This is a genomic window from Larkinella bovis (assembly GCF_042655385.1).
Classification (GTDB): Bacteria; Bacteroidota; Bacteroidia; order Cytophagales; family Spirosomataceae; genus Larkinella; species Larkinella bovis.
This window is the reverse complement of the sequence record NZ_JBHSMA010000002.1, coordinates 384,144-404,131: the sequence shown is the minus strand read 5'-3', so window position 1 is coordinate 404,131 and position 19,988 is coordinate 384,144. Positions and strand designations below refer to the sequence as shown.

Here is a 19,988-nt window from a genome sequence, read left to right as displayed (position 1 = left end):
TGTCGGTTTGTTAAAAAATGAAAATAAATTTGCGGTTCGTGACTGAAAGGCCAACGAATCTTTTTTTGCACACAGGAAATTTAAAATAGACTTTTATCATGAAGCGTGTAGCTGTTTTTACTTCCGGCGGTGACGCACCCGGCATGAATGCCTGTATTCGGGCGGTTGTCAGGGGGGCGGTTTACCACGGCGTCGAAGTATTCGGCATCCGTCGGGGGTACAACGGAATGATTAATGGCGATATTTTCCCCATGACGTCCCACTCGGTCAGTAACATCGTTCAGCGCGGAGGGACCATTCTGAAATCAGCTCGCAGTAAAGAATTCATGACGCCCGAAGGCCGTAAAAAAGCCTACGACCAATTGATCCAACATGGCATTGAAGGGCTGATCGCCATTGGCGGAAACGGGACGTTTACGGGAGCTTTGAAATTTTTTGAGGAATACCGGATTCCAACCGTTGGTGCCCCGGGCACCATCGACAACGATCTCTACGGAACCGACTACACGATTGGGTACGATACGGCCGTCAATACGGCCCTGGAAGCCATCGACAAAATCCGGGACACGGCCGATTCGCACGACCGGGTTTTCTTCATCGAAGTTATGGGCCGCGACTCCGGTTATATCGCCATCCAGTCGGGAATCGCGGGCGGGGCCGAAATGGTGATGGTACCCGAAGTGCTGACACCCATTTCCGAAGTCGTCGAAACCCTGAAGCAGGGCTGGAGCCGCTCCAAATCTTCGTCGATCATCATTGTGGCCGAAGGGGATGTGGAAGGCAATGCCGTGGTGCTGGCCGAACAAATCCGCGAGCAGGTCGGTGTCGCAATCGACATGCGCGTTACCACCCTGGGCCACATTCAGCGGGGCGGGGTGCCGACGGCCTACGACCGGATTCTGGCGAGCCGCCTGGGGCTGGGTGCGCTGGAAGGGTTGCTCGAAGGTCAGCAGAACGTCATGGCCGGCATTGTCAATAACGCCCTGATTTACACGCCCTTTATCGACACGATTAAACTCCCCAAACCAATCAACGAGGATTTGCTCCGAATGGTCCGCATCCTGAGCGTTTAGAGATAGCCCATGAGCCAGTACGTCGCGTAGCCGACCCCTTCGTGCAAAAGCCAGAAAAACTCCATCAGCGCTTTTTCGGAAAAAAACACGACGTGATTGGGGGCAAACTCCCGCTCCGACGCCATCATGGCCGCCGGGTACGGGATCACGGCAATCTGCTGTTTTTGAAAACACCCGACGGCCCGGCGCATGTGCCAGGCCGACGTAATCAGGACCACGTCGTAGCCCCTGAACCGTTGCCGAAGCAGCGGAGCGGAAAAGCGTGCATTCTGGTGCGTATTGACCGAGCGATTTTCCAGCAGAATATCCTGCGCCGGAATCCCCGCAATTATGAGAAACTGGCGCGCCAGTTGCCCTTCGTCCTGCACCTCCCGTTTCAGAATGCCGCCAATACCGCCACTGATCAGAATTTTCTGAATCTGGCCGGTTTTATACAGCTGCAACGCCTGCCCGACCCGGTCGGCCTGGTCGCTCAGGTGCAGCCGGTTATGCAGCCGCTTATCGGTTTTCATCAAACCACCCGTCAGAACAACACCCACGCGTGGTTTCGAGCGGGCCGGTAGCGTTGCGGGTGGCAGCTCCCACCAAAGCAGTAATTCGTTGGTAATGAACCCATTCGCGGTAACAAAAAGCAGTACGACTGCCGTGATCAGGGCTTTCCGCTGACGGGCACGGTTTTTGGTAAAGATGGCAAAGAGCAGGGCGAGGGTCAGCAGCCCCATCGGCATAATCAGGAACGTAAGTGTTTTCGAAAGAAAGTAGAACATCGTATATGCGAAGGCCAACGCCCCAATCGTTATAAAGTGTAACTTTGTCTATCAAACTCTGGTCAACCAATCACGCTATTCATGAATCAACGGTTTTGTATTGCGGCTTTTTTGCTCCTGTTTACGGCACCGCTGCTGCGGGCACAATCGTCCGGAGGGCATAACGTGACGGCTCAGATTAAAGGGTTGGCCAACAAAACCGCCTATCTAGCTCACTTTTACGGTGCCACGCAGTATACGCCGGTTGATACCGCCACCGCCGATGCCGGCGGCAAGCTCGTGTTCGACGGCCCGAAAGAACTGCCCGGTGGGCTGTACATGATCGTTGTCGATTCAAAACCGGTTTTGCAACTGGTGATCGGTGAGCAGCGGTTTTCGCTGGCAGCCGATACGGTCAACGTCATTGAATCCATGCAGGTGACCGGCTCGCGGGAAAATGAGCTGTTTTATGGATACCAGAAATTCCTGCGCAAAAAGTACGGAGAAATCGGTGCTTTGCAAAAACAGGGCGGCTCACCGGCTCAGCTGGCGGCCATGCAGCAGGAAGTAGACGATTACCGGAAGGATTTCCTCGTCAAAAACGCGACTACACTCACGGCTAAACTGTTCAGAGCCGCCGAAGAACCGGATGTACCCGAAGCGCCGAAGCTGGCCAATGGCCGGCCCGATTCCAACTGGGTCTTTAATTATTACCGCAATCACTACCTCGACGGTTTTGATTTTTCGGATGAACGCCTGCTTCGAACGCCGTTTCTGCAAAACAAAATCGACCGGTATCTGAAAGAGTTGACGGTCCAGACCGTCGATTCGCTCATCCCGGCGGCTGATCAGCTGGTGAGTAAAGCCAAAGCCAACGAGAAGATTCTGCAATACACGATCTGGTACATTACAAACCAGTACGAAGAACAGAAAAAGGTGCTGAACACCGACGGTCTGTTTATCCACATGGCCGAAAAATACTGGCTGTCCGGCGTCATGTCCGTCAACGATCCGTCGACGCTGACCGCCATGCGCGAACGCGTCGACATTCTGAAGCCGCTGCTGGCCGGAAAAGTGTTGCCCAATATCAGTCTGCAGGATACGCTGGGCCGCTGGCGGGCGCTCCACGACGTAAAAGCCGAGTATACGATCGCGTTTTTCTACGATCCCGAATGCGGCCATTGCCGCGAATCGGCCCCGAAACTGAAAAAGTTTTTCGATGTCAACAAAGCGAAAGGCGTCCAGATTTACGCCGTAGCGATTGGCAAAACCGATGTGCTGTGGAAGAAATTCATCCGGGAGTTTAAGCTCCAGAGTCTGCTGAACGTCTACGGCCCCAGCGCACCCGTCGATTACAAGAAGAAATACGATGTGTATTCGACCCCCACGGTTTACGTGCTCGATAAAGACAAGAAAATTTTAGCCCGGCGTTTACCCGTCGAAGATCTGGATGGCTACTTCCATTTTCTCCTACAGCAGAAAGCGGCCAAAAAACCGGCCCCGCTGAAGGAGGCAAAAGCGAGTTTGAAGGGGAAGTAATGGACAGTTTACGGTATTCGGTTTTCAGTGGCTGACGCGTTCTACCTGATAAGCGATAGCTACCGAAAACTGTAAACTGAATACCGTCTCCTATTTTAATTTCGTCCGTTTGACCAGATAACTCGTCAGAATCTGGTCGAAACCTTTGGCGATATCGGCTTCGATAAAGTCGATCCGGTACTGGCCGCAGCGCAGCTTCAGTTCGTGGTAAAAACTTTTGACGGCCTGCTGGTAACTCTCCCGGACCTGATTCGGCTGCACCTTCACTTTATCGCCCGTTTCCAGATCGATAAATTCATAGGGACGCTCATCGAAGGCGAAATCTTCCTCGGTTTTTTTGTCGGTGACGTGAAAAATCAACACCTCGTGCAGGTTGTGGCGCAGGTGTTGCAAGGCCGAAAACAGGTGATCGACTTCCGACACGTTCTCGAACATATCGCTGAAAATCACCACGAGTGACCGTTTGTTGATTTTCTCGGCCAGTTGGTGAATCACTTCGGCGGCTGAGGTTCTCCGGAGCGGAGCGGGTTGCTGCAGGAGCGTATTGAGTTGCTGAAAAATCTTGTGGACGTGCGAGGGCGTCGATTTGGTTTGCGTCTGAATATCAATCCCCTCCGCAAACGTCGTCAGACTGACAGCATCTTTCTGCCGCTGCAACAGGTAGGCAATGCAGGCAGCCGCCAGAATGCTGAACGTGATTTTGCCGTACCCCGGTTCGGGATAATACATCGTCGACGAGGTATCGAGCAGCAGGTGGCAGCGCAGGTTGGTTTCTTCCTCAAACCGCTTGACAAACAGCCGTTCGGTTTTAGCAAATACTTTCCAGTCGATGTAGCGGGTACTTTCGCCGGTATTGTACAGCCGGTGTTCGGCAAACTCCACCGAAAAACCGTGAAAAGGCGATTTGTGCAAACCGGTGATGAACCCTTCCACCAGCTGCCGGGCCAGGAATTCGACATTGCCGTATTCGCGGACTTTCAGTAAATCGATCTGTGTTGCCATACGTGTAAAAATAGATATCGCGGCCGGATCATCAAAAGGACGCCGTTGGTCATTTATCGGGCTGACGCATCAACTTATCGTGTGTCTGAAATGCATCCAGGATAAATTACCAAGTGGTCCGGAGGTTGATCCAACCGCGATACGAAAACGGAATCCGCTCTTAGATATTGTCGATGGGTGACAATCGCGGTTCCAAGGAGTTGTTGAGCGGAAATAGCGCGGCAGTAGCCGGGTCAACTAATTTCCGGTTCACGCCAACCACCCGGATAGCTACATTGGCAATACCGGATTTTACCATTCCCAGGGTTTTGGCTGCGCTATAGGCCAGATCGATAATCCGCCCTTTGCCGTGCGGCCCCCGGTCGTTAATCCGGACTACGACGGACTGGTTGTTGGCTAAATTGGTCACTTCGACCAGGGTGTTCATGGGGAGAGTACTGTGTGCGGCCGTCAGTTTGTCATTCTGATAGCGTTCTCCGCTGGTGGTTTTTTTGCCATGAAACCGTTTTGAATAGAAAGAAGCCTTTCCTTTCTGTATGAGACCCGACTGGGCCTCCGTTGATTTCATGCCCCCGAAAAAGAGCATGATCGTTACGATTAGACTCATACAGTGTGAGGTTTGGTGGTAAACAAAAAAAGGTTGAGTGCCAGACACTTACACCCCACCTCCGCCGAAAAACTATCGTTTTCCTATTTACAAAGATAGCAGTAACTGCTTAAGAAGCAATTTGTTTCCTTACTTTATTCTATTGTTATCTGAGAAGGGTCCAGTTTGGTCTATACGCTAAGAAAATTAATTTAAGGCAATATTTTTGCTTGTTATACTAATCCGCTTATTTTAGCGTTTAAATCACCCAAACCACCATCGATTGTGGAAGAAAAAGAGAAAGAAAAAATCTTTTCCAAACGTGTCAGGGCCGGAAAACGCACGTATTTTTTTGACGTCAAGTCCACCCGCGCCAACGATTATTATCTGACTATCACTGAAAGCCGTCGGCATCCGCAGGGCGATGGGTTTGTCTATGAAAAGCACAAGATGTTTCTCTACAAGGAAGATTTTGATAAATTCTCTGATGCGCTGCACGATACAATTCAATACATTAAATCGGATTTGATGCCGGATTTTGACTTCTCCCAGTACGAAGCCAAAGACGAACTGGAAGATGTTGGCGGCAGCGATCTTAAATGGGACTAATTCCCGGCGTTCTTAACCAACCCTTAGCCTCTCTTGATCCGGAGGCTTTTTTGTTTTTCGCCCCTGAATGTCCGAACTTTGCGGAACATTTGTGCCTGAGTGAACGACCGATTGAGTGAATATCCCTTAATCCTAAATCACTCATTCACTCCATTAACAATAACATTCATGAGTCTTCAATGCGGGATTGTCGGGCTGCCTAATGTCGGGAAGTCCACCCTTTTCAATGCCATTTCGAGCGGAAAGGCCGAAGCGGCCAATTATCCGTTCTGTACCATAGATCCCAACGTCGGCGTCGTGACGGTGCCGGACGAACGCCTGGATACCCTGGAAGCCCTGGTGAAACCCCAGAAAGTGGTCCCGACGATCATTGAGTTCGTCGACATCGCCGGACTGGTCAAAGGAGCCAGTCAGGGACAGGGTCTGGGCAATAAATTCCTGGCCAATATCCGGGAAGTCGACGCCATCGTGCACGTCGTTCGTTGCTTTGAGGACGACAACATCGTGCACGTCGAGGGGCGTGTCAACCCGATTTTCGACAAGGAAATCATTGACATTGAATTGCAGTTGAAAGACCTCGAGTCGATCGACCGCAAACTCCAGCGGACCGAGAAAGCCGCCCGGGCCAGCGGTGACGCGAAAGCCAAAGCCGAGCTGGACACTCTGCTGAAATACAAAAAAGCCCTGGAATCGGGCCTGAACGCCCGGGCTGTGGAGGTGACGCCCGAAGAACGTCAGGCGGCTATTGGTGATCTGCAGCTGCTGACGGTAAAACCGGTCATTTATGTCGCCAACGTAGATGAAAAATCGCTGCCGGATGGCAATCAATATTCCGATCAATTGAAAGAAATGGCCCAAAAAGAGGGCGCGGAAGTGGTGGTGGTCTGTGCCGCCATCGAAGCCCAGATTGCCGAAATGGAGGACCCCGACGAACGGCAACTGTTTCTGGATGAATACGGTTTGCAGGAATCCGGGCTGGATCGGCTGATCAAAGCCTCCTACCGACTGCTTAATCTGATTACGTATTTCACGGCGGGGGTGAAGGAAGTTCGGGCCTGGACGATCCAGCGCGGCTGGAAAGCTCCGCAGGCCGCGGGCGTGATTCACTCCGATTTTGAAAAGGGGTTCATCCGCGCCGAGGTGATCAAACTTCCGGACTACGTGCAGTATAAATCCGAAGCCGCCATCAAGGACGCCGGGAAAATGGGCGTCGAAGGCAAGGAATACGTCGTGGCCGACGGCGACATTATGCACTTCCGGTTTAACGTCTAGCGCGTTCAGACCCATCGGTTTCCGGGCGGAGCGGTGTTTTCGCCCGGAAATCCACTTGCCGGCGGCTTTTCAGCCGTTCGCTCCGGCACTCTCTCAAAACCGCCCGCTCCAGGTCAGCCCGTCGCTGTTTTTCGGCTATTATCGGGCCTTCTGATTCTGTCGCCAAACAACGGCCCGACTGTTCCATTACAACAGAAATTACGACGCCCGAACCGGTCAAACCATCGTTTAGCGCCCGCTGGGGTGTACTTCAGGCTGTATAGCAACGCCCCGTCCAGCCCCAACCTCTGACGGCACGATTTTCCGGCGCAATATCTGTGAAGCTGGGCTACTTTTCCTCCAGTTCATCCAAAAACCGCTGCACTTCCGCTTTGCCTTCCGCCGTGGCATACGGCACAAACAGCTTGCCCAGCATGGTGGCATAATGCCGGACCTGTTCCGACGGGCTGAGGTGCCGGAACGAAATCCGGGCTTCGGAAATCCAGAACCGGGCGGTAAGCGCGATGACCGACACCAGAAAACCGGTATCGGCTTCGGAAGTCAGGTAACCCGACGTTTGCAAGGAACGGAGGTTGGCCATCAGGGTGGCGTAGCGTCGCTTTTCGACTCCATTGTACCGCTCGGCTATCACTTTGTTTTGCTCCATCAGGTGGACAAAGCTCAGAAACAGGCAGCGGTACGTAACGTGATTCTGAAAAACCTGCCGAAACCGATCCAGGAATGAATAGAGACTCAGGTTTGCTTCCTCGGTAACAATCTGTGAGTTCAGTGCGGTCAGATCAACAGACAGCCGGTTTACCAGATCGTCTTTGGTGGGAAAATAATACGTGATATTGCCAACCCGGATGCCGAGTGTGGTGGCCAGCTCGCGCAGTCCGACGTACTCAATTCCCCGTTCATTGAACATTTCTAACGCTTTAGCAACAATTTTTTCCTCTGTGGTCATATTCTGATTTGGACAATGTCCTAAAGCTACTACATTTGAAAAAACTTCAAAGAACATGAACATTCACTATCCACACACCATCCAAAATACCCACGGCGAAACGCTGACGTTTCTGGCGGTTGAAAAAGGCCCACTGGGCGACAAAGTGCTGGTCGAAAGCCAGGTGACGCCCGGATCCGGCCCGCCGATGCACACGCATCTCCGACAGGAGGAAGAACTGACGGTGGTTTCCGGCAAAATGGCGTATCAGATTCTGGGGCAGGAACCGCAGTATGCTTTCCCCGGCGAACGTGTCCTGTTCAAACGTGGCGTCGCGCACAAATTCTGGAATGCCGGGGATGAGATGCTGATCTGCAAAGGCTGGGTAGCGCCCGCCAACAGCATCGTTTATTACCTATCGGCCATCTATGCCGCCCAGAACAAATCGGGCAAGCAGCAGCCCGAAGCGTTCGACGGCGCTTACCTGATGACCCGTTACGCCACGGAATACGAGATGCCCGAACTTCCGTTTCTGGTGAAGAAAGCGATCATTCCCCTCACCTATTTCATCGGCCGGTTGCTGGGGAAATACAAACACTTTACCGACGCACCGGCACCGCTGCCATAACCGGCTGACGAAGCATAGAGTAACCGGATAGAAATACCCTATTCTATCCGGTTTAACCGCTTTACCGGACGTTTTTATTGCGGACGTTTGAACAGTCCGACATACCCGGCTTTGCCCAGCACGTGCCCTTCCATGGCTTTTAGGATTTCGACGCGGGTCGCCGATCCCTGCCCGTCTGCCCCCGGTTTTATATCGAGCTTGGTATCGAGGGCAAATAATTCAAAGATGTAATGGTGCAACGGCCCCGAAGCCGCAGCGCCCGGCCCCCGGTAGGCCGCCGTGAACAGGTTCACCTGGTAGCTGCCATCGGGTAATTGGGCACCCGCCGGAAGGCCTTCGGGTAAACCGGTCAGGGTGCCCGGAATGTTCCAGACCAGCCAGTGGAGATTATCATCCGGTGTTTTGTTGCGGGCCACATCCACGTCGTGCATGTGCAGCACAAAACTTTGTGTGCCCGGCGGAACATCCGACCAGCTCAAGGCGGGCGACGTTCCTCCGCCCGGCGCGGCACCGGGGGCCGCCTGCGTAAATTTGATCGGGATGATGCCGCCATCCGAAAAAGCCGGGATCGTGAGCCGTAAGGGAGGAACCGGGGCAGCAGCCGGTTGCTGGGCGAATGCCAGCGAAACCACGCTGATCAGCAGCGTTGCGGTCAGGAAGATGCGTTTCATACGGTTTTCAGAGTTGGTTAACGAGAAAAGGAGACAGACCCAAAATCTACTGAAACTGTTACCCACCGGAGCCGCAACCTCAGCCGGATGGCCCACCCGGATCCGGTAGGGCTGATTTTTACCCGACCATAAGGGATTTTTTACCAAAAAAAGGGAAAGCCAAACGGCTCTCCCTTTCAACAAGACGGTGGATACTTGATCTATCGACTGACTACATTGGGTTTAGGATTGCGATCTTCACCTCTCTCCGTAAACCGGCAAACGGTTCATTAGTACCGGCGACCGTAATAACCCCGATCGTTCCGGCGGTATTGTTGTTGGTAGGCAAAGAGTCTTTCGCGCTGGTACGGGGTCAGCACCGCCATCATCTCCTGGTTTTTCCGGCGCAGCGTTTGCTGATAGGCATACGGGTTTCGCTGGCGGGCGGCTTCCATTTCCCGGAAATCGTAGCGGTTTTCAATGCGTTTCAATTCCCGCTCCTGCCGACGCGACAGACCGACAATGGCATCCAGCCGGTCAATCTTGATATCTTCCTGCATATCGTCGTAACGCTGGCTCTCATACCGTGAATTGGGAGCCGGGTAACGGCCATTGTCATAACCCCGTTGGGCAAAGGCAGATCCGGTGCTGATAACGGCTAAGGCGAAGAGAGTGATGATGCTCGTTTTCATGGTTGGTCGTGTTAATCGGTTGTTTTATGTCTCTTAGAGGACAAACCCGAACCAACGTTTAATCCAGTTTTATCTTTTTTTTCGACAACCGACCTTTCACCGACGAATAGGTCACCGCAATCGACCAATCCTACTTTTTAGTCGATAAATACAAACTAACTGCAGCGACCAATGTTGCTCTGGCAGGGTAGGCCACTAAACGTTCCGACCCTTTCGTCGTCAGTAGTGGGTAGAGCACCCTTCAGATGGCCATAAACAGCAGATAAAGGCTGGTCCAGAGCAGTACGTAAGCAAAGCGTTTCATGATTCAGTCGTTTTTGTTGTTCCGTAATTCGGTAAAGTTCACCCCACACGGCGGTTTTCGGAGGACGTTTTGTTGTCAAGCGAATTAATTGATGCTTCAAGCGGATAAAAAAGCCAATCAGCCGATCGGTTCGCTCGAAAAAACCGACCCTCGCCAACATTCCGCCGTGCAGACGGTTGAATACCTGTTTACCGAACTAACTGACAACGATGCACCTATCGACTAAAAACCGGCTTGGCTTATGGGGACTCGCGGGTGTGGGAGCTGTTTTTGCCGCCCGGGCCTTGCTGAATCAATGGCGAAAAATCGATTTTCGGGGTAAAACCGTCGTCATTACGGGAGGCTCGCGCGGACTGGGCCTGGTGCTGGCCCGGGAATTTGCCCAGGAAGGGGCCAATATCGCCATCTGTGCCCGCGATGAAGCCGAACTCGAACGCGCCAAAGCCGATCTGGAATTAAACGGGGGCCTGGTTTTCACCTATGCCTGCGACCTGACCGACCGCGAACAGGTAACGGATTTTATCGAATCCGTTCAGGCCGAAATCGGACCCATTGACGTGCTGGTCAACAATGCCGGAACGATTCTGGTGACGCCCATTGAACACGCAACGGAAGACGATTTTCGGGAAGTGATGGAAATCAATTTCTGGTCGGCCTTCCATACCATCAATGCGGTTTTACCGCAGATGCGGGCGCGCAAAACCGGTCGCATTGTCAACATCGCATCGTTTGGCGGCAAAGTAGCGTTCCCGCATTTGCTGCCGTATTCGACCAGTAAGTTTGCGCTGGTGGGGTATTCGGAAGGCATTCGGGCGGAATTCATCAAAGACGGAATTTACGTCACCACGGTTTGCCCCGGGCTGATGCGAACGGGCAGCCCCCGCAATGCCTGGTTTAAAGGCCAGAACGAAAAAGAATATGCCTGGTTTAAAATTGGCGATTCGCTGCCCGGTTTGTCGAAAAGCGCCGAAGAAAGCGCCCGGCAGATTCTGGAAGCCTGCCGCTACGGACGCGCCGAACTGATTATTTCGTTACCCGCCAAACTGGCGTCGGCCCTACACGGTTTGGCGCCGGGCCTGACGGCCGAGGTGTTGTCGGTGATCAATCTGCTATTACCGGCTCCGGGCGGTATTGGCGAAGAACGGGCCAAAGGCCACGACAGCGAAACGTCCGTGACCCGCTCGGTTTTCACCACCTGGACCGACGACGCGGCCGAAGCCAATAATCAGTATTCGTGGTAGTTCCGAGGAAATCGTCACCAACAGCCCGCTGCAAAACCGCCGGGTGCCGCAGCGGGCTGTTGACTTTCGTTATCAGGGATTTTTCCGGGCGGTTGAGTCTTTCGCCAGTTCTTTGTAATCCTGCCGCGCTGAATCCAGTTCGGCCTGTTCGTCCCTGACATCGCTGGAGTCGCCTTCGTTCTGGGCGTCCACGACATCTTTGTACTCATCCCGCACCTCCTCGGATTTTTGCTCCGTTTTCGACTGGCAGGCCACCTGTGTGGTAGCCGCCAAAAAGGCCAGTGCAAGCCCCCCTATCCATTGTTTCGTTTTCATGCGTTGAGTGAATTGCTTTCAAAAATAACCGCTCTCAAACCGCTTTGTTTGAAAAACCGCCGTTTTGCCTCCTTCAACGCCCACCCCCTTACAGCCGCTTCAACGAACGGGCAGACAATTCAACCATTAAAAATTCCACTTCAACGCCTTTGTGATTGATTATCAAGCCGCTTAGCCGCTAAGTTTGTACCGAACCTTAAACAACTGAACTAATGAAAAAAGGACTGATTTTTCTGTTCGCACTGCTCACGTTTGCCGCCTGTAAGAAAGATTCTGAAACGGAAGTGACTCCCAAAGATCCGGCCAGCGCCGTTGCAGGAACCTACCAATTGAGTTCCTTCGATTACAAAGTGGGTGAAGAAAGCATTGTCAGTTACAGCAAATTACCCGTTACGCAAAAAGGAGTTACCGTATCGGCTTCGGCCGACGTGCAAAAAACCGGCGACGGTACGGTTTCGCTGGTGCTGTTATTGAAAGCCACGGGCGAACAGGACCGGGAGTTGGATCTGGGCGAATACGAAATTCAGGCAAAAGGCAAAACGTACGGTCTGTATACGGGCAATGGATCGCAGGTAGCCGAAATCAATGCTGGTCAACTGATTTTCGAAGCCTCCGGCACTTCTGACGGTGAACCGGTAGAAATTACCTTCGAAGCCAAAAAATAAGACAATTCTTTCCTGATCATTAGCCGACCTTCCACACCGGGTCGGCTTTTTTAGTGTCATAAAACCATACCGGTTTACTGTTTTCACATAGTTTTGCGATCCTTCACCGGCAAGGGCGCCCGGTAGTCAGGGCGGACTGAAGTTCGCCTTGAAAACCAGGAGACGGCGACGGCCCGGACGTTTTCGTTGTAAAACCGGGTTACGAACGACTCGGTTTTGAGCATCATTATTGGCTTTTTAGCGCCTTGTACAAGGCTTCTCGTCCACCGCCCGGGGCAAAAACCGCCCGCATTCTCGCTTTTTGCCCGCTGGTGAACATATACATGGCCTCATCGTCCACATTATCCATAAAGTTCATAAACAGACTGCTCTGACCGCAGGCGTATTGCGGGTACGTCGGTTTGCCGGTATACGGACCGCTGGCGGCCGGTGTATCATCGACCTGATCCGTTGACTGACAATTGCCCGAATTCGCAAAAATGTGGATCAGGTTTAGCCAATGCCCGATTTCGTGGGTCGTCGTTCGCCCCAGTCGATGTTCTTCCACCAACGGGGGAAGCGTTCCGAACACGCGCGGGTCGACGACCACGCCATCCAGCCGCGCATCGCCCCCCGGAAACTGGGCATAACCGGCCAGGGCCAGCTCTCCATTCCGGTTCGACAATTCCGCCACCCAAATGTTCAGGTACCGATCCGCTGGCCACGCGTCGTGTCCGCCCTGGCTGGTAAAATAAAGCGCCAGATCGTCAATCGGTTGCTGAGCACCGGGCGTTTTGCCGTCCCAGCCATCCACCGTGCTTCGGGTCCGGGTGATGCCGCTGGTGGGCTTGCCGTCCGGGTCTTTTGTGGCAAGATAAAATTCGATACCGACATCAGCCACCAGATGAGCAAACTCGGCAGGGGTTGCGGTATGATCCGGATTTTTCTTCCGGAAATCCTGGTTTAAGACGGCGAGTTGAGACGCAATTTTTTCATCACTAATGTTAAACTCGTCCTTGTTATAGAGTACATGCACCACGACCGGAATCCGAATGATCTCCTCGCCCGGTACCACCGGGTCAGAAACCGGATTTTCAGGTTGACAGCCCATGAATAGTCTAACGACAAGCAGGAAGCAGGCGGCCCGCGCCACTTTTCGGGAAAATCGAAAAATCATTCTTGTGTCACTTTGGTAGTAAGAGAAACCGGGTAACGGAATCAGTGAATGATGGCGGCACCCGCGAAAGCGACCCTTACCGACCGGAATGCGTTGGATTGTCCAGCCTACCCATTGAGGGAACGGTTACGGCGTTGGGCAAAACCGATTACAAATTGCCCACCCTGCTCGCGCGAAAAGCAATCGTTCTGCGCCCGAACGGTTTCTTTTTTCACTAACTTACCGAACCATCTCAATCAACCGTTGTCATGAAACAGTTTTCCGTTCTCCTGCTTACATTCTGGCTGACGCTGACGGCAACGGCGCAGGTTCCGGCGCTCATCGACCGGCAGCTGATTTTCGGCGACCCGGAAATCAGCGGTGCCCAGCTGTCGCCCGACGGGACGTACATGTCATTCATCAAACCGTATAAAGGGACCCGCAACATCTGGGTCAAAAAACGCGACGCCCCCTTCACAGCGGCCAAACCGGTGACGGCCGATACAACCCGCCCAATTGGGTCGTATTTCTGGTCGCGGAACGGCAAATACGTCCTCTACGTACAGGATAAAGGTGGTAATGAAAACTTTAACATCTACGCCGTCAACCCCTCCGACTCCCCGGGCGCTGCGGGCGTACCGGCAGCCCGCAACCTGACCGACGTAAAAGGCGTTCGGGCGCTTATTTACCGCGTTCCGAAAACCGACCCCAATACCTTATACATCGGCCTGAACGACCGCGACAAAGCCTGGCACGACCTGTACCAGCTGAACCTGACAACCGGCGAAAAAACGCTCCTCCGCCAGAATACCGACCGGGTTACCGGCTGGGTGTTCGACTGGGACGACAAGCTGCGGCTGGCCACCAGCACGGCCGCCGATGGCAGTTCCGAGATGCTGCGGGTCGATGCCAGCGGGATGACCAAAATCTATTCGACCTCGATTTACGAAACCAGTTATCCGGTCGGTTTTCACAAAGACAACCAGCGGGTTTACGTGGTCACCAACAAGGACAAAGCGGATCTTCAGAAACTGATTCTGCTCAATCCCGAAACCCAGAAGGAACAAACCGTCGAATCCGACCCCTTGAAAAAGGTGGATTTCGGCGGTGTAGCCCTTTCCGAGTTGACCCGCGAACCGATTTTTACGACCTACACCGACGACCGGTTGCGCCGGTACTGGAAAGACAAGGCCTTCGAGAAGGATTTCCAGGTTATCCTGCGCGAACTGCCGGGCATGGACATCCAGTTTGGTTCGTCCACCGACGACGAGCAATACTGGCTGCTGTCGGCCACGAGCGATACGGACCCCGGAGCGACGTTCCTGTTCGACCGCAAAACCAAGGAGCTAATGTTCCAATACCGCCCCCGGCCCAAACTGCCCATCAACGATCTGGCGCGCATGGAAGCCATTCGCTACCGCTCGTCGGACGGACTCGAAATACCGGCTTTTCTGACGCTGCCCAAAGGCCGCGATCCGCAAAAGCTGCCGCTGGTGGTGGTTCCGCACGGTGGCCCGTGGGGCCGCGACTTCTGGGGGTATAATGCCTATCACCAGTTTCTGGCCAACCGGGGCTATGCGGTTTTGTCGATGAATTTCCGGGCGTCCACCGGCTACGGCAAGCAATTTCTGAACGCGGGCAACAAGCAGTGGGGCGAAAAAATGCAGGACGACATCACCTGGGGTGTGAAGTATCTGGTCGATCAGGGCATTGCCGATCCGAAGCGCGTCGGGATCATGGGCGGTTCGTACGGCGGCTATGCCACGCTGGCGGGGCTGGCCTTTACGCCCGATGTCTACGCGGCCGGAGTGGCGATTGTGGCCCCCTCCAACATCATCACACTCCTGAACTCAATTCCACCGTACTGGGAATCGATTCGCAAAACCTTCTACGAGCGCATGGGCGACCCGAATACGCCCGAAGGCAAAGCCCAGCTGACAAAACAGTCGCCCTTGTTTTCGGCGGATAAAATCAAATCGCCGTTGCTGGTGGTACAGGGGGCCAACGACCCCCGCGTCAACAAAGCCGAATCCGACCAGATTGTGATTGCCCTCCGCGACCGCGGTTTTCCGGTCGAATACCTCTGCGCCCCCGACGAGGGCCACGGTTTTGCCCGGCCCGTCAACAACATGGCCATGCTGGCCCTGGCGGAGCAATTTCTGGCCAAGCACCTCGGCGGACGGTACCAGGAATCCATGCCCGAAAATGTAGCCCAACGCCTGAAAGAAATCACCGTAGACGTCAAAACCGTGCAGCTGGCCGAGAAGAAGTAATACGAATCGGTTTTCATTAGGCAGGATGGGCGAATCTACTGTACGTCGATCACCCGTTCGTAGGGTTCGCTCTGCAATAAGTGGTCGGTGTTCGGATCTTTTACCTGTAGTTTTACGTGGTACTGCCCCACCGGAACCGATTCCGGAATACTGAAATAAGCGGGTGCTTCCGGCCCCGCCAGAACGTAGGGAACAATCGGAACACTGTAGGTTTCAGCCGGGTTGTCGATGCGATTGAATTGCAGCTGTTCGTCCAGCTGAACCCGATTTGCGGCCGGTCTACCGGTAATAGGATTGTAATACAGATCGATTCGCTTCGCCCGGCTCAGGGACAACTTTTCGAAGGTCGAACAAGTACCGTAATTGGTGATACTAAGCAAAACCGGCTGTCCCTTTTCGCGCAACACACTCATTTTCTGACAGGTAATTTCCTGGCCATTCTGGTGCGCTTTTACGATGTAATTTCCGGGAGGTAGCGCCGGGGTCAACACCCGGAAACGGGTTCCGTCGGCAGCAAAGTCGCCTAAGATGGGCCGATACGTCCGGTCTTTTCCAATAATCGTCAGGGAAACATCGCTTTCGAAGAGGTTAAAACCCTCGACAATAAAGGGTTCGTTTGCCATCACCCCCCAGGTCCACTGATTATAGCCCAATCTTGCCTTGCCTTTTTTGATGATCAACGGCTGCGACACCGGCACCACCGTCCCATCAGCCTGCACCAGTTCCAGCGAATACCGCCCCGGCTGCAATTGGCGGGATGTTGCCACCTGGACCTGATTGACAATTCCTTTTATGAACCAGACACAATTGTTCGGGGTCTGCTCCCGAAACAGGCTGACTTTCTCGGTCGTGCCTTCCCGCGTCACCCGCGCATCCACTAACGGTTCGCTGCCGTACAGATTTTCGACGGGAACATTCACCGTCATGCCTTCACCCAGTTCGATTTCCAGCGGTTGGGTCGGCTTTAGCGTTAGTTTCCCGGACGGGATGGCGATCAGCGCATACTGAACTGAGGGGTCGATGGACGAGCTACCGGTGCTGGCCAAGCCAATTCGCTGATTCTCGTAGCATTTGCTCAAAGCCACCACGTTGAGTTCACCATTCGGTAAACCGCTGACCAGTCGGGTATCCGGGCTGAGCCGGTAATCGGCTTTGAGACTCAGCGAAGTAAGGGTCGGCGGCATTTGCACGGTAATGGTCCGCGCTGCGTGATTAATGACAATGTTTTTGTCGGGAATACCGGCGAGATGAAATTCCACAATCTTCAACTTCGACTCAGGCGATGAATTCTCCTCCGAATTCCGCTTGCACTGGGTCAGCACTCCTTGTAAAACGGCCAACCCCAGTAGTAAAATCAGAAAATGGAAATTCCGGCGCATGATCAAAAAACGTAGGTTTAAAGAATCCGGTCCCGTTTTGTACCAAACTGATGTAATTTATGAATATATTCGATTAAAACTACTCGACTCGGTGGCCGCCCTATGTTCGCAGGCGCACAAGCTGTGCGAAACCGCACATTTCCACCAAGCAACAACACAACTAAAGCTTTAATAATCTGCACATTAACTACTGGCATAGCATTTGGATACTAGCTATTAGCGAATAACAACAAGCTAATGGATAGAGAACTTGCTCCCGAAGTCGTTAGGCAAAGCCGCACCCGAACCTATACGATTGCCCTCGTAGCCCTGGTTGGCGTAGCGGTCGCTCTATATTTCTTCCGGAACGCCCTGAAAACGTCCGTCGAAGCCTCCCGCATCCGAACAGCGACGGCGGAGGTGGGGCCCGTCGAAAACTCCCTGAACGCGACGGGCGAAGTCATTCCGGCCTACGAACAAATCATCACCAGCCCGATCCGGGCCAGCATCCGGCAGGTGCTGCTCACGCCCGGCACCCAGGTAAAACCGGGTCAGGCCATTCTGGACCTCGACAAATCGCTGACGATCATCGACTACGAAAAAATGCAGGATCAGCTCGCGCTCAAACGCAACAGCATCGACCAACTGCGGATGAAGCTCAATAAAAACCTGTTCGATGCCGAAGCCGATGACCAGATCAAATCCCTCAACATCAACCGGCTGAAAGCCGAACTGGAAGATACCCGTCGCCTGCTGAAAGTCGGTGGGCGAACGCAGGAGGATGTCACCCGGGCCGAAAACAACCTGCGGATTGCCGAACTGGAAAAGACGAAACTCGAAAACGACCTGACTTACAACCGCCAGTCGATGGGTACGAGCCTGAAAGAAACCACCTTGCAGGCCCAGATCGAGGAGAAAAACCTCAAAGAACTCGACCACAAACTGAAACAGGCCAACATCGTCGCCGACCGCCCTGGCGTGCTGACCTGGGTGAACGAAAACATCGGTTCGGCGGTCAACGAGGGTGAAATGCTGGCTAAACTGGCCGATCTGGGCAGTTTTCGGGTGGAAGGTTCTTGCTCGGATGTCTACGCCGATCAGGTAAAAACGGGATTACCCGTCATCGTGAAAATCAACGAGAGCAACCTGCGCGGGATGATCACGCAGGTAAAACCGTCGGTCAAAAACGGTGTTGTCCAGTTCGTCGTGCAGTTGGACGACAACCGGCATTCGTCGCTGCGGCCCAACATGAAAGTCGAGGTGTTTGTAGTGACCAGCCAAACCGCCAAAGCCGTGCGGGTGGCCAATGGTCCGGCCTTCAAAGGCAAGAAACGGCAATTTATATACGTCATGAATGCGAAAGGGGTTGCCGAGCGTCGGGACGTGGAAACCGGTTTATCCAACTTCGATTTCGTGGAGGTCAGGAGCGGTATTCAGCCCGGCGAAAAAGTGATCATCACCGACCTGAGCGAGTACGAGCATTTGCAGGAAATTACGATTGAAAACCGCAGCAATGAATAAGGATCTCTTTACCATGAAAGCGGCTTCTTTCGTTGTCCTGCTGCTGATGACGCTTCCGGTTTTTGCGCAACCCCTGACGCTGGACGATGTGGTGCAGATGGCCAAAGCGCAGTCGATTGCCGCCAAACAGGCGACTACGCAGAAACAAACGAGCTACTGGCAATACCGCACCTTTCTGGCGGGTTACAAACCGCAACTGAGCCTGAACGGGTCGATTCCGAGCTTCGAGCGGTCGTTTACCCCGGTGACACAGCCCGACGGAACGATCAATTTTCAGCCGATTTCCAACAACAACTCAGTATTGAATCTGGCACTAACACAGAACATTGCCCCAACAGGTGGGTCGGTTTTTGTGCAGAAGCAACTCCAGCGGTTCGATGATTTTCAGCGGAATAACACGCTGTACAACGGGATTCCGTTCGCCATCGGGATCACTCAACCGCTTTTTCAGTTCAACCCGATGAAATGGGAGCGCCGAATTGAGCCGCTGAAATTCGAAGAAAGCAACCAGCAGTTTATCGAATCGATGGAACAGGTGACCGTCGAGGCAACCGGTTTTTACTTCGACCTGCTGGTGGCCCAGGTGAATTTGCAGATTGCCGAGAAGAACCTGAGCAACAACGATACGCTCTACCAAATTGCCCAGCATAAACTGGAACTGGGCAAGATTTCACAGAACGATCTGTTGCAACTGCAACTGAGCGTGTTGACGGCGAAAAAAGATTACGCATCGGCCCGCCAGAACGCCGAAATCGCGTCGCTGCGACTCCGATCGTACCTGGGTTATCGGAATGAAAAGCCCCTGGAACTGGCCGTTCCCATGCAGATCCGTGCGTTGACCATTGACGTCAAAAAAGCGTTAAACGAAGCGTTCAGCAACCGATCCGATGCCATTGCCTTCCGCCGGCGTTTGCTCGAAGCCCAGCGCGATGTGGACAAAGCCCGCAAGGATAACGGCCTGAATGCCACGCTGAATGCCGCTTTCGGCCTTTCGAACCGGGGCTCGCGGTTTGGCGATGTCTACATTCGACCGCAGGATCGCGAGTTTCTGGAGGTTCAGTTCGTTCTGCCCATCATGACGTGGGGACGCGCCCAGGCCCGCACCGAAACCGCCAAAGCCAACCAGCAACTGACGACGCAATCCGTCGAGCAGGATAAACTCTCGTTTGAGCAGGCAATTTACACCCAGGTGACGCTCCTGCAAATGCTGCAACAGCAGGTAAAACTCACCGCCGAAGCCGACGGAATTGGTCAGCAACGCTACCAGATTGCCCAAAACCGCTTCATGCTAAGCGACCTGAGCGTGACGGACCTGGGCATTGCGATGCAGGAAAAAGACCGCGCCCGGCGCGACGCCATTCTGGCCCTGCGCGATTACTGGACGGCTTTTTACACGATCCGTCTGTTGACCCTGTACGATTTTGAACGAAACGAAAAGATACAATGAAAAGAGG

General features: G+C 53.5%; 20 protein-coding genes. 11 read left to right on the top strand and 9 right to left on the bottom strand.

The window, feature by feature from the left end:
• Positions 1 to 98: 98 nt before the first annotated feature.
• Positions 99 to 1,073 (top strand): 6-phosphofructokinase, encoded by a 975-nt coding sequence (gene pfkA / locus ACFPMF_RS08865; protein ID WP_379843323.1) that lies wholly within the window; start codon positions 99 to 101, stop codon positions 1,071 to 1,073.
• On the opposite strand, the gene ACFPMF_RS08860 is transcribed toward pfkA, so the two are convergent.
• On the bottom strand, positions 1,070 to 1,840 hold the full coding sequence (locus tag ACFPMF_RS08860; RefSeq protein WP_379843320.1) for a YdcF family protein: 771 nt from the start codon (positions 1,838 to 1,840) through the stop codon (positions 1,070 to 1,072). The genes pfkA and ACFPMF_RS08860 overlap by 4 nt on opposite strands.
• A gap of 81 nt (positions 1,841 to 1,921) precedes the next feature.
• On the opposite strand from ACFPMF_RS08860, the gene ACFPMF_RS08855 reads away from it, so the two are divergent.
• On the top strand, positions 1,922 to 3,358 hold the full coding sequence (locus ACFPMF_RS08855) for a DUF5106 domain-containing protein (protein WP_379843318.1): 1,437 nt from the start codon (positions 1,922 to 1,924) through the stop codon (positions 3,356 to 3,358).
• 90 nt (positions 3,359 to 3,448) lie between these two features.
• On the opposite strand, the gene ACFPMF_RS08850 is transcribed toward ACFPMF_RS08855, so the two are convergent.
• Both ACFPMF_RS08850 and ACFPMF_RS08845 read right to left on the bottom strand, forming a co-directional pair.
• Positions 3,449 to 4,360, bottom strand: a complete 912-nt coding sequence (locus ACFPMF_RS08850) for a DUF58 domain-containing protein (RefSeq protein ID WP_379843315.1) — start codon at positions 4,358 to 4,360, stop codon at positions 3,449 to 3,451.
• 160 nt (positions 4,361 to 4,520) lie between these two features.
• Positions 4,521 to 4,967 (bottom strand): septal ring lytic transglycosylase RlpA family protein, encoded by a 447-nt coding sequence (locus ACFPMF_RS08845; protein ID WP_379843313.1) that lies wholly within the window; start codon positions 4,965 to 4,967, stop codon positions 4,521 to 4,523.
• A 264-nt stretch (positions 4,968 to 5,231) separates the two neighbouring features.
• Between ACFPMF_RS08845 and ACFPMF_RS08840 the strand changes: the two genes are divergently transcribed.
• Both ACFPMF_RS08840 and ychF read left to right on the top strand, forming a co-directional pair.
• Positions 5,232 to 5,555, top strand: a complete 324-nt coding sequence (locus ACFPMF_RS08840; RefSeq protein WP_379843310.1) for a DUF3276 family protein — start codon at positions 5,232 to 5,234, stop codon at positions 5,553 to 5,555.
• 168 nt (positions 5,556 to 5,723) lie between these two features.
• Positions 5,724 to 6,827, top strand: coding sequence for a redox-regulated ATPase YchF (ychF, locus tag ACFPMF_RS08835; protein WP_379843307.1), 1,104 nt, complete (start codon positions 5,724 to 5,726; stop codon positions 6,825 to 6,827).
• Between the two features lie 328 nt (positions 6,828 to 7,155).
• Here ychF and ACFPMF_RS08830 read toward each other — a convergent pair whose 3' ends face one another.
• Entirely contained in the window at positions 7,156 to 7,773 is a 618-nt protein-coding gene (locus tag ACFPMF_RS08830) for a TetR/AcrR family transcriptional regulator (RefSeq protein WP_379843304.1), read from the bottom strand.
• A 55-nt stretch (positions 7,774 to 7,828) separates the two neighbouring features.
• On the opposite strand from ACFPMF_RS08830, the gene ACFPMF_RS08825 reads away from it, so the two are divergent.
• Positions 7,829 to 8,380 (top strand): cupin domain-containing protein, encoded by a 552-nt coding sequence (locus ACFPMF_RS08825; RefSeq protein ID WP_379843301.1) that lies wholly within the window; start codon positions 7,829 to 7,831, stop codon positions 8,378 to 8,380.
• A 74-nt stretch (positions 8,381 to 8,454) separates the two neighbouring features.
• Here ACFPMF_RS08825 and ACFPMF_RS08820 read toward each other — a convergent pair whose 3' ends face one another.
• Positions 8,455 to 9,051: a YbhB/YbcL family Raf kinase inhibitor-like protein gene (locus tag ACFPMF_RS08820; RefSeq protein ID WP_379843299.1), complete on the bottom strand. Its 597-nt coding sequence runs from the start codon at positions 9,049 to 9,051 to the stop codon at positions 8,455 to 8,457.
• A gap of 269 nt (positions 9,052 to 9,320) precedes the next feature.
• Complete coding sequence (locus ACFPMF_RS08815; protein WP_379843296.1) at positions 9,321 to 9,722, bottom strand: hypothetical protein; 402 nt, start codon at positions 9,720 to 9,722, stop codon at positions 9,321 to 9,323.
• 395 nt (positions 9,723 to 10,117) lie between these two features.
• On the opposite strand from ACFPMF_RS08815, the gene ACFPMF_RS08810 reads away from it, so the two are divergent.
• Positions 10,118 to 10,252, top strand: a complete 135-nt coding sequence (locus tag ACFPMF_RS08810; protein WP_379843293.1) for a hypothetical protein — start codon at positions 10,118 to 10,120, stop codon at positions 10,250 to 10,252.
• Complete coding sequence (locus tag ACFPMF_RS08805) at positions 10,236 to 11,267, top strand: SDR family NAD(P)-dependent oxidoreductase (RefSeq protein ID WP_379843291.1); 1,032 nt, start codon at positions 10,236 to 10,238, stop codon at positions 11,265 to 11,267. The genes ACFPMF_RS08810 and ACFPMF_RS08805 overlap by 17 nt, the downstream gene beginning before the upstream one ends.
• A 72-nt stretch (positions 11,268 to 11,339) precedes the next feature.
• Here ACFPMF_RS08805 and ACFPMF_RS08800 read toward each other — a convergent pair whose 3' ends face one another.
• Positions 11,340 to 11,582, bottom strand: a complete 243-nt coding sequence (locus tag ACFPMF_RS08800) for a hypothetical protein (protein ID WP_379843288.1) — start codon at positions 11,580 to 11,582, stop codon at positions 11,340 to 11,342.
• A gap of 212 nt (positions 11,583 to 11,794) precedes the next feature.
• Here ACFPMF_RS08800 and ACFPMF_RS08795 point away from each other — a divergent pair, with 212 nt between their 5' ends.
• Complete coding sequence (locus ACFPMF_RS08795) at positions 11,795 to 12,247, top strand: hypothetical protein (protein WP_379843286.1); 453 nt, start codon at positions 11,795 to 11,797, stop codon at positions 12,245 to 12,247.
• A 226-nt stretch (positions 12,248 to 12,473) separates the two neighbouring features.
• Here the strand turns inward: ACFPMF_RS08795 and ACFPMF_RS08790 are convergent, their stop codons facing one another.
• Entirely contained in the window at positions 12,474 to 13,403 is a 930-nt protein-coding gene (locus tag ACFPMF_RS08790; RefSeq protein WP_379843284.1) for a zinc metalloprotease, read from the bottom strand.
• A 248-nt stretch (positions 13,404 to 13,651) separates the two neighbouring features.
• Here ACFPMF_RS08790 and ACFPMF_RS08785 point away from each other — a divergent pair, with 248 nt between their 5' ends.
• Positions 13,652 to 15,655, top strand: coding sequence for a S9 family peptidase (locus tag ACFPMF_RS08785; protein ID WP_379843281.1), 2,004 nt, complete (start codon positions 13,652 to 13,654; stop codon positions 15,653 to 15,655).
• Positions 15,656 to 15,690: 35 nt separating this feature from the next.
• Here ACFPMF_RS08785 and ACFPMF_RS08780 read toward each other — a convergent pair whose 3' ends face one another.
• Complete coding sequence (locus ACFPMF_RS08780; protein WP_379843279.1) at positions 15,691 to 17,034, bottom strand: hypothetical protein; 1,344 nt, start codon at positions 17,032 to 17,034, stop codon at positions 15,691 to 15,693.
• Between the two features lie 237 nt (positions 17,035 to 17,271).
• Here ACFPMF_RS08780 and ACFPMF_RS08775 point away from each other — a divergent pair, with 237 nt between their 5' ends.
• Together ACFPMF_RS08775 and ACFPMF_RS08770 are read left to right on the top strand one after the other, a co-directional pair.
• Positions 17,272 to 18,534: an efflux RND transporter periplasmic adaptor subunit gene (locus ACFPMF_RS08775; RefSeq protein WP_379843276.1), complete on the top strand. Its 1,263-nt coding sequence runs from the start codon at positions 17,272 to 17,274 to the stop codon at positions 18,532 to 18,534.
• The gene (locus tag ACFPMF_RS08770) at positions 18,527 to 19,981 is read left to right on the top strand and encodes a TolC family protein (protein ID WP_379843273.1); all 1,455 of its coding nucleotides are present in this window, start codon (positions 18,527 to 18,529) and stop codon (positions 19,979 to 19,981) included. Before ACFPMF_RS08775 ends, ACFPMF_RS08770 begins: the two co-directional genes overlap by 8 nt.
• Positions 19,982 to 19,988 lie beyond the last annotated feature (7 nt).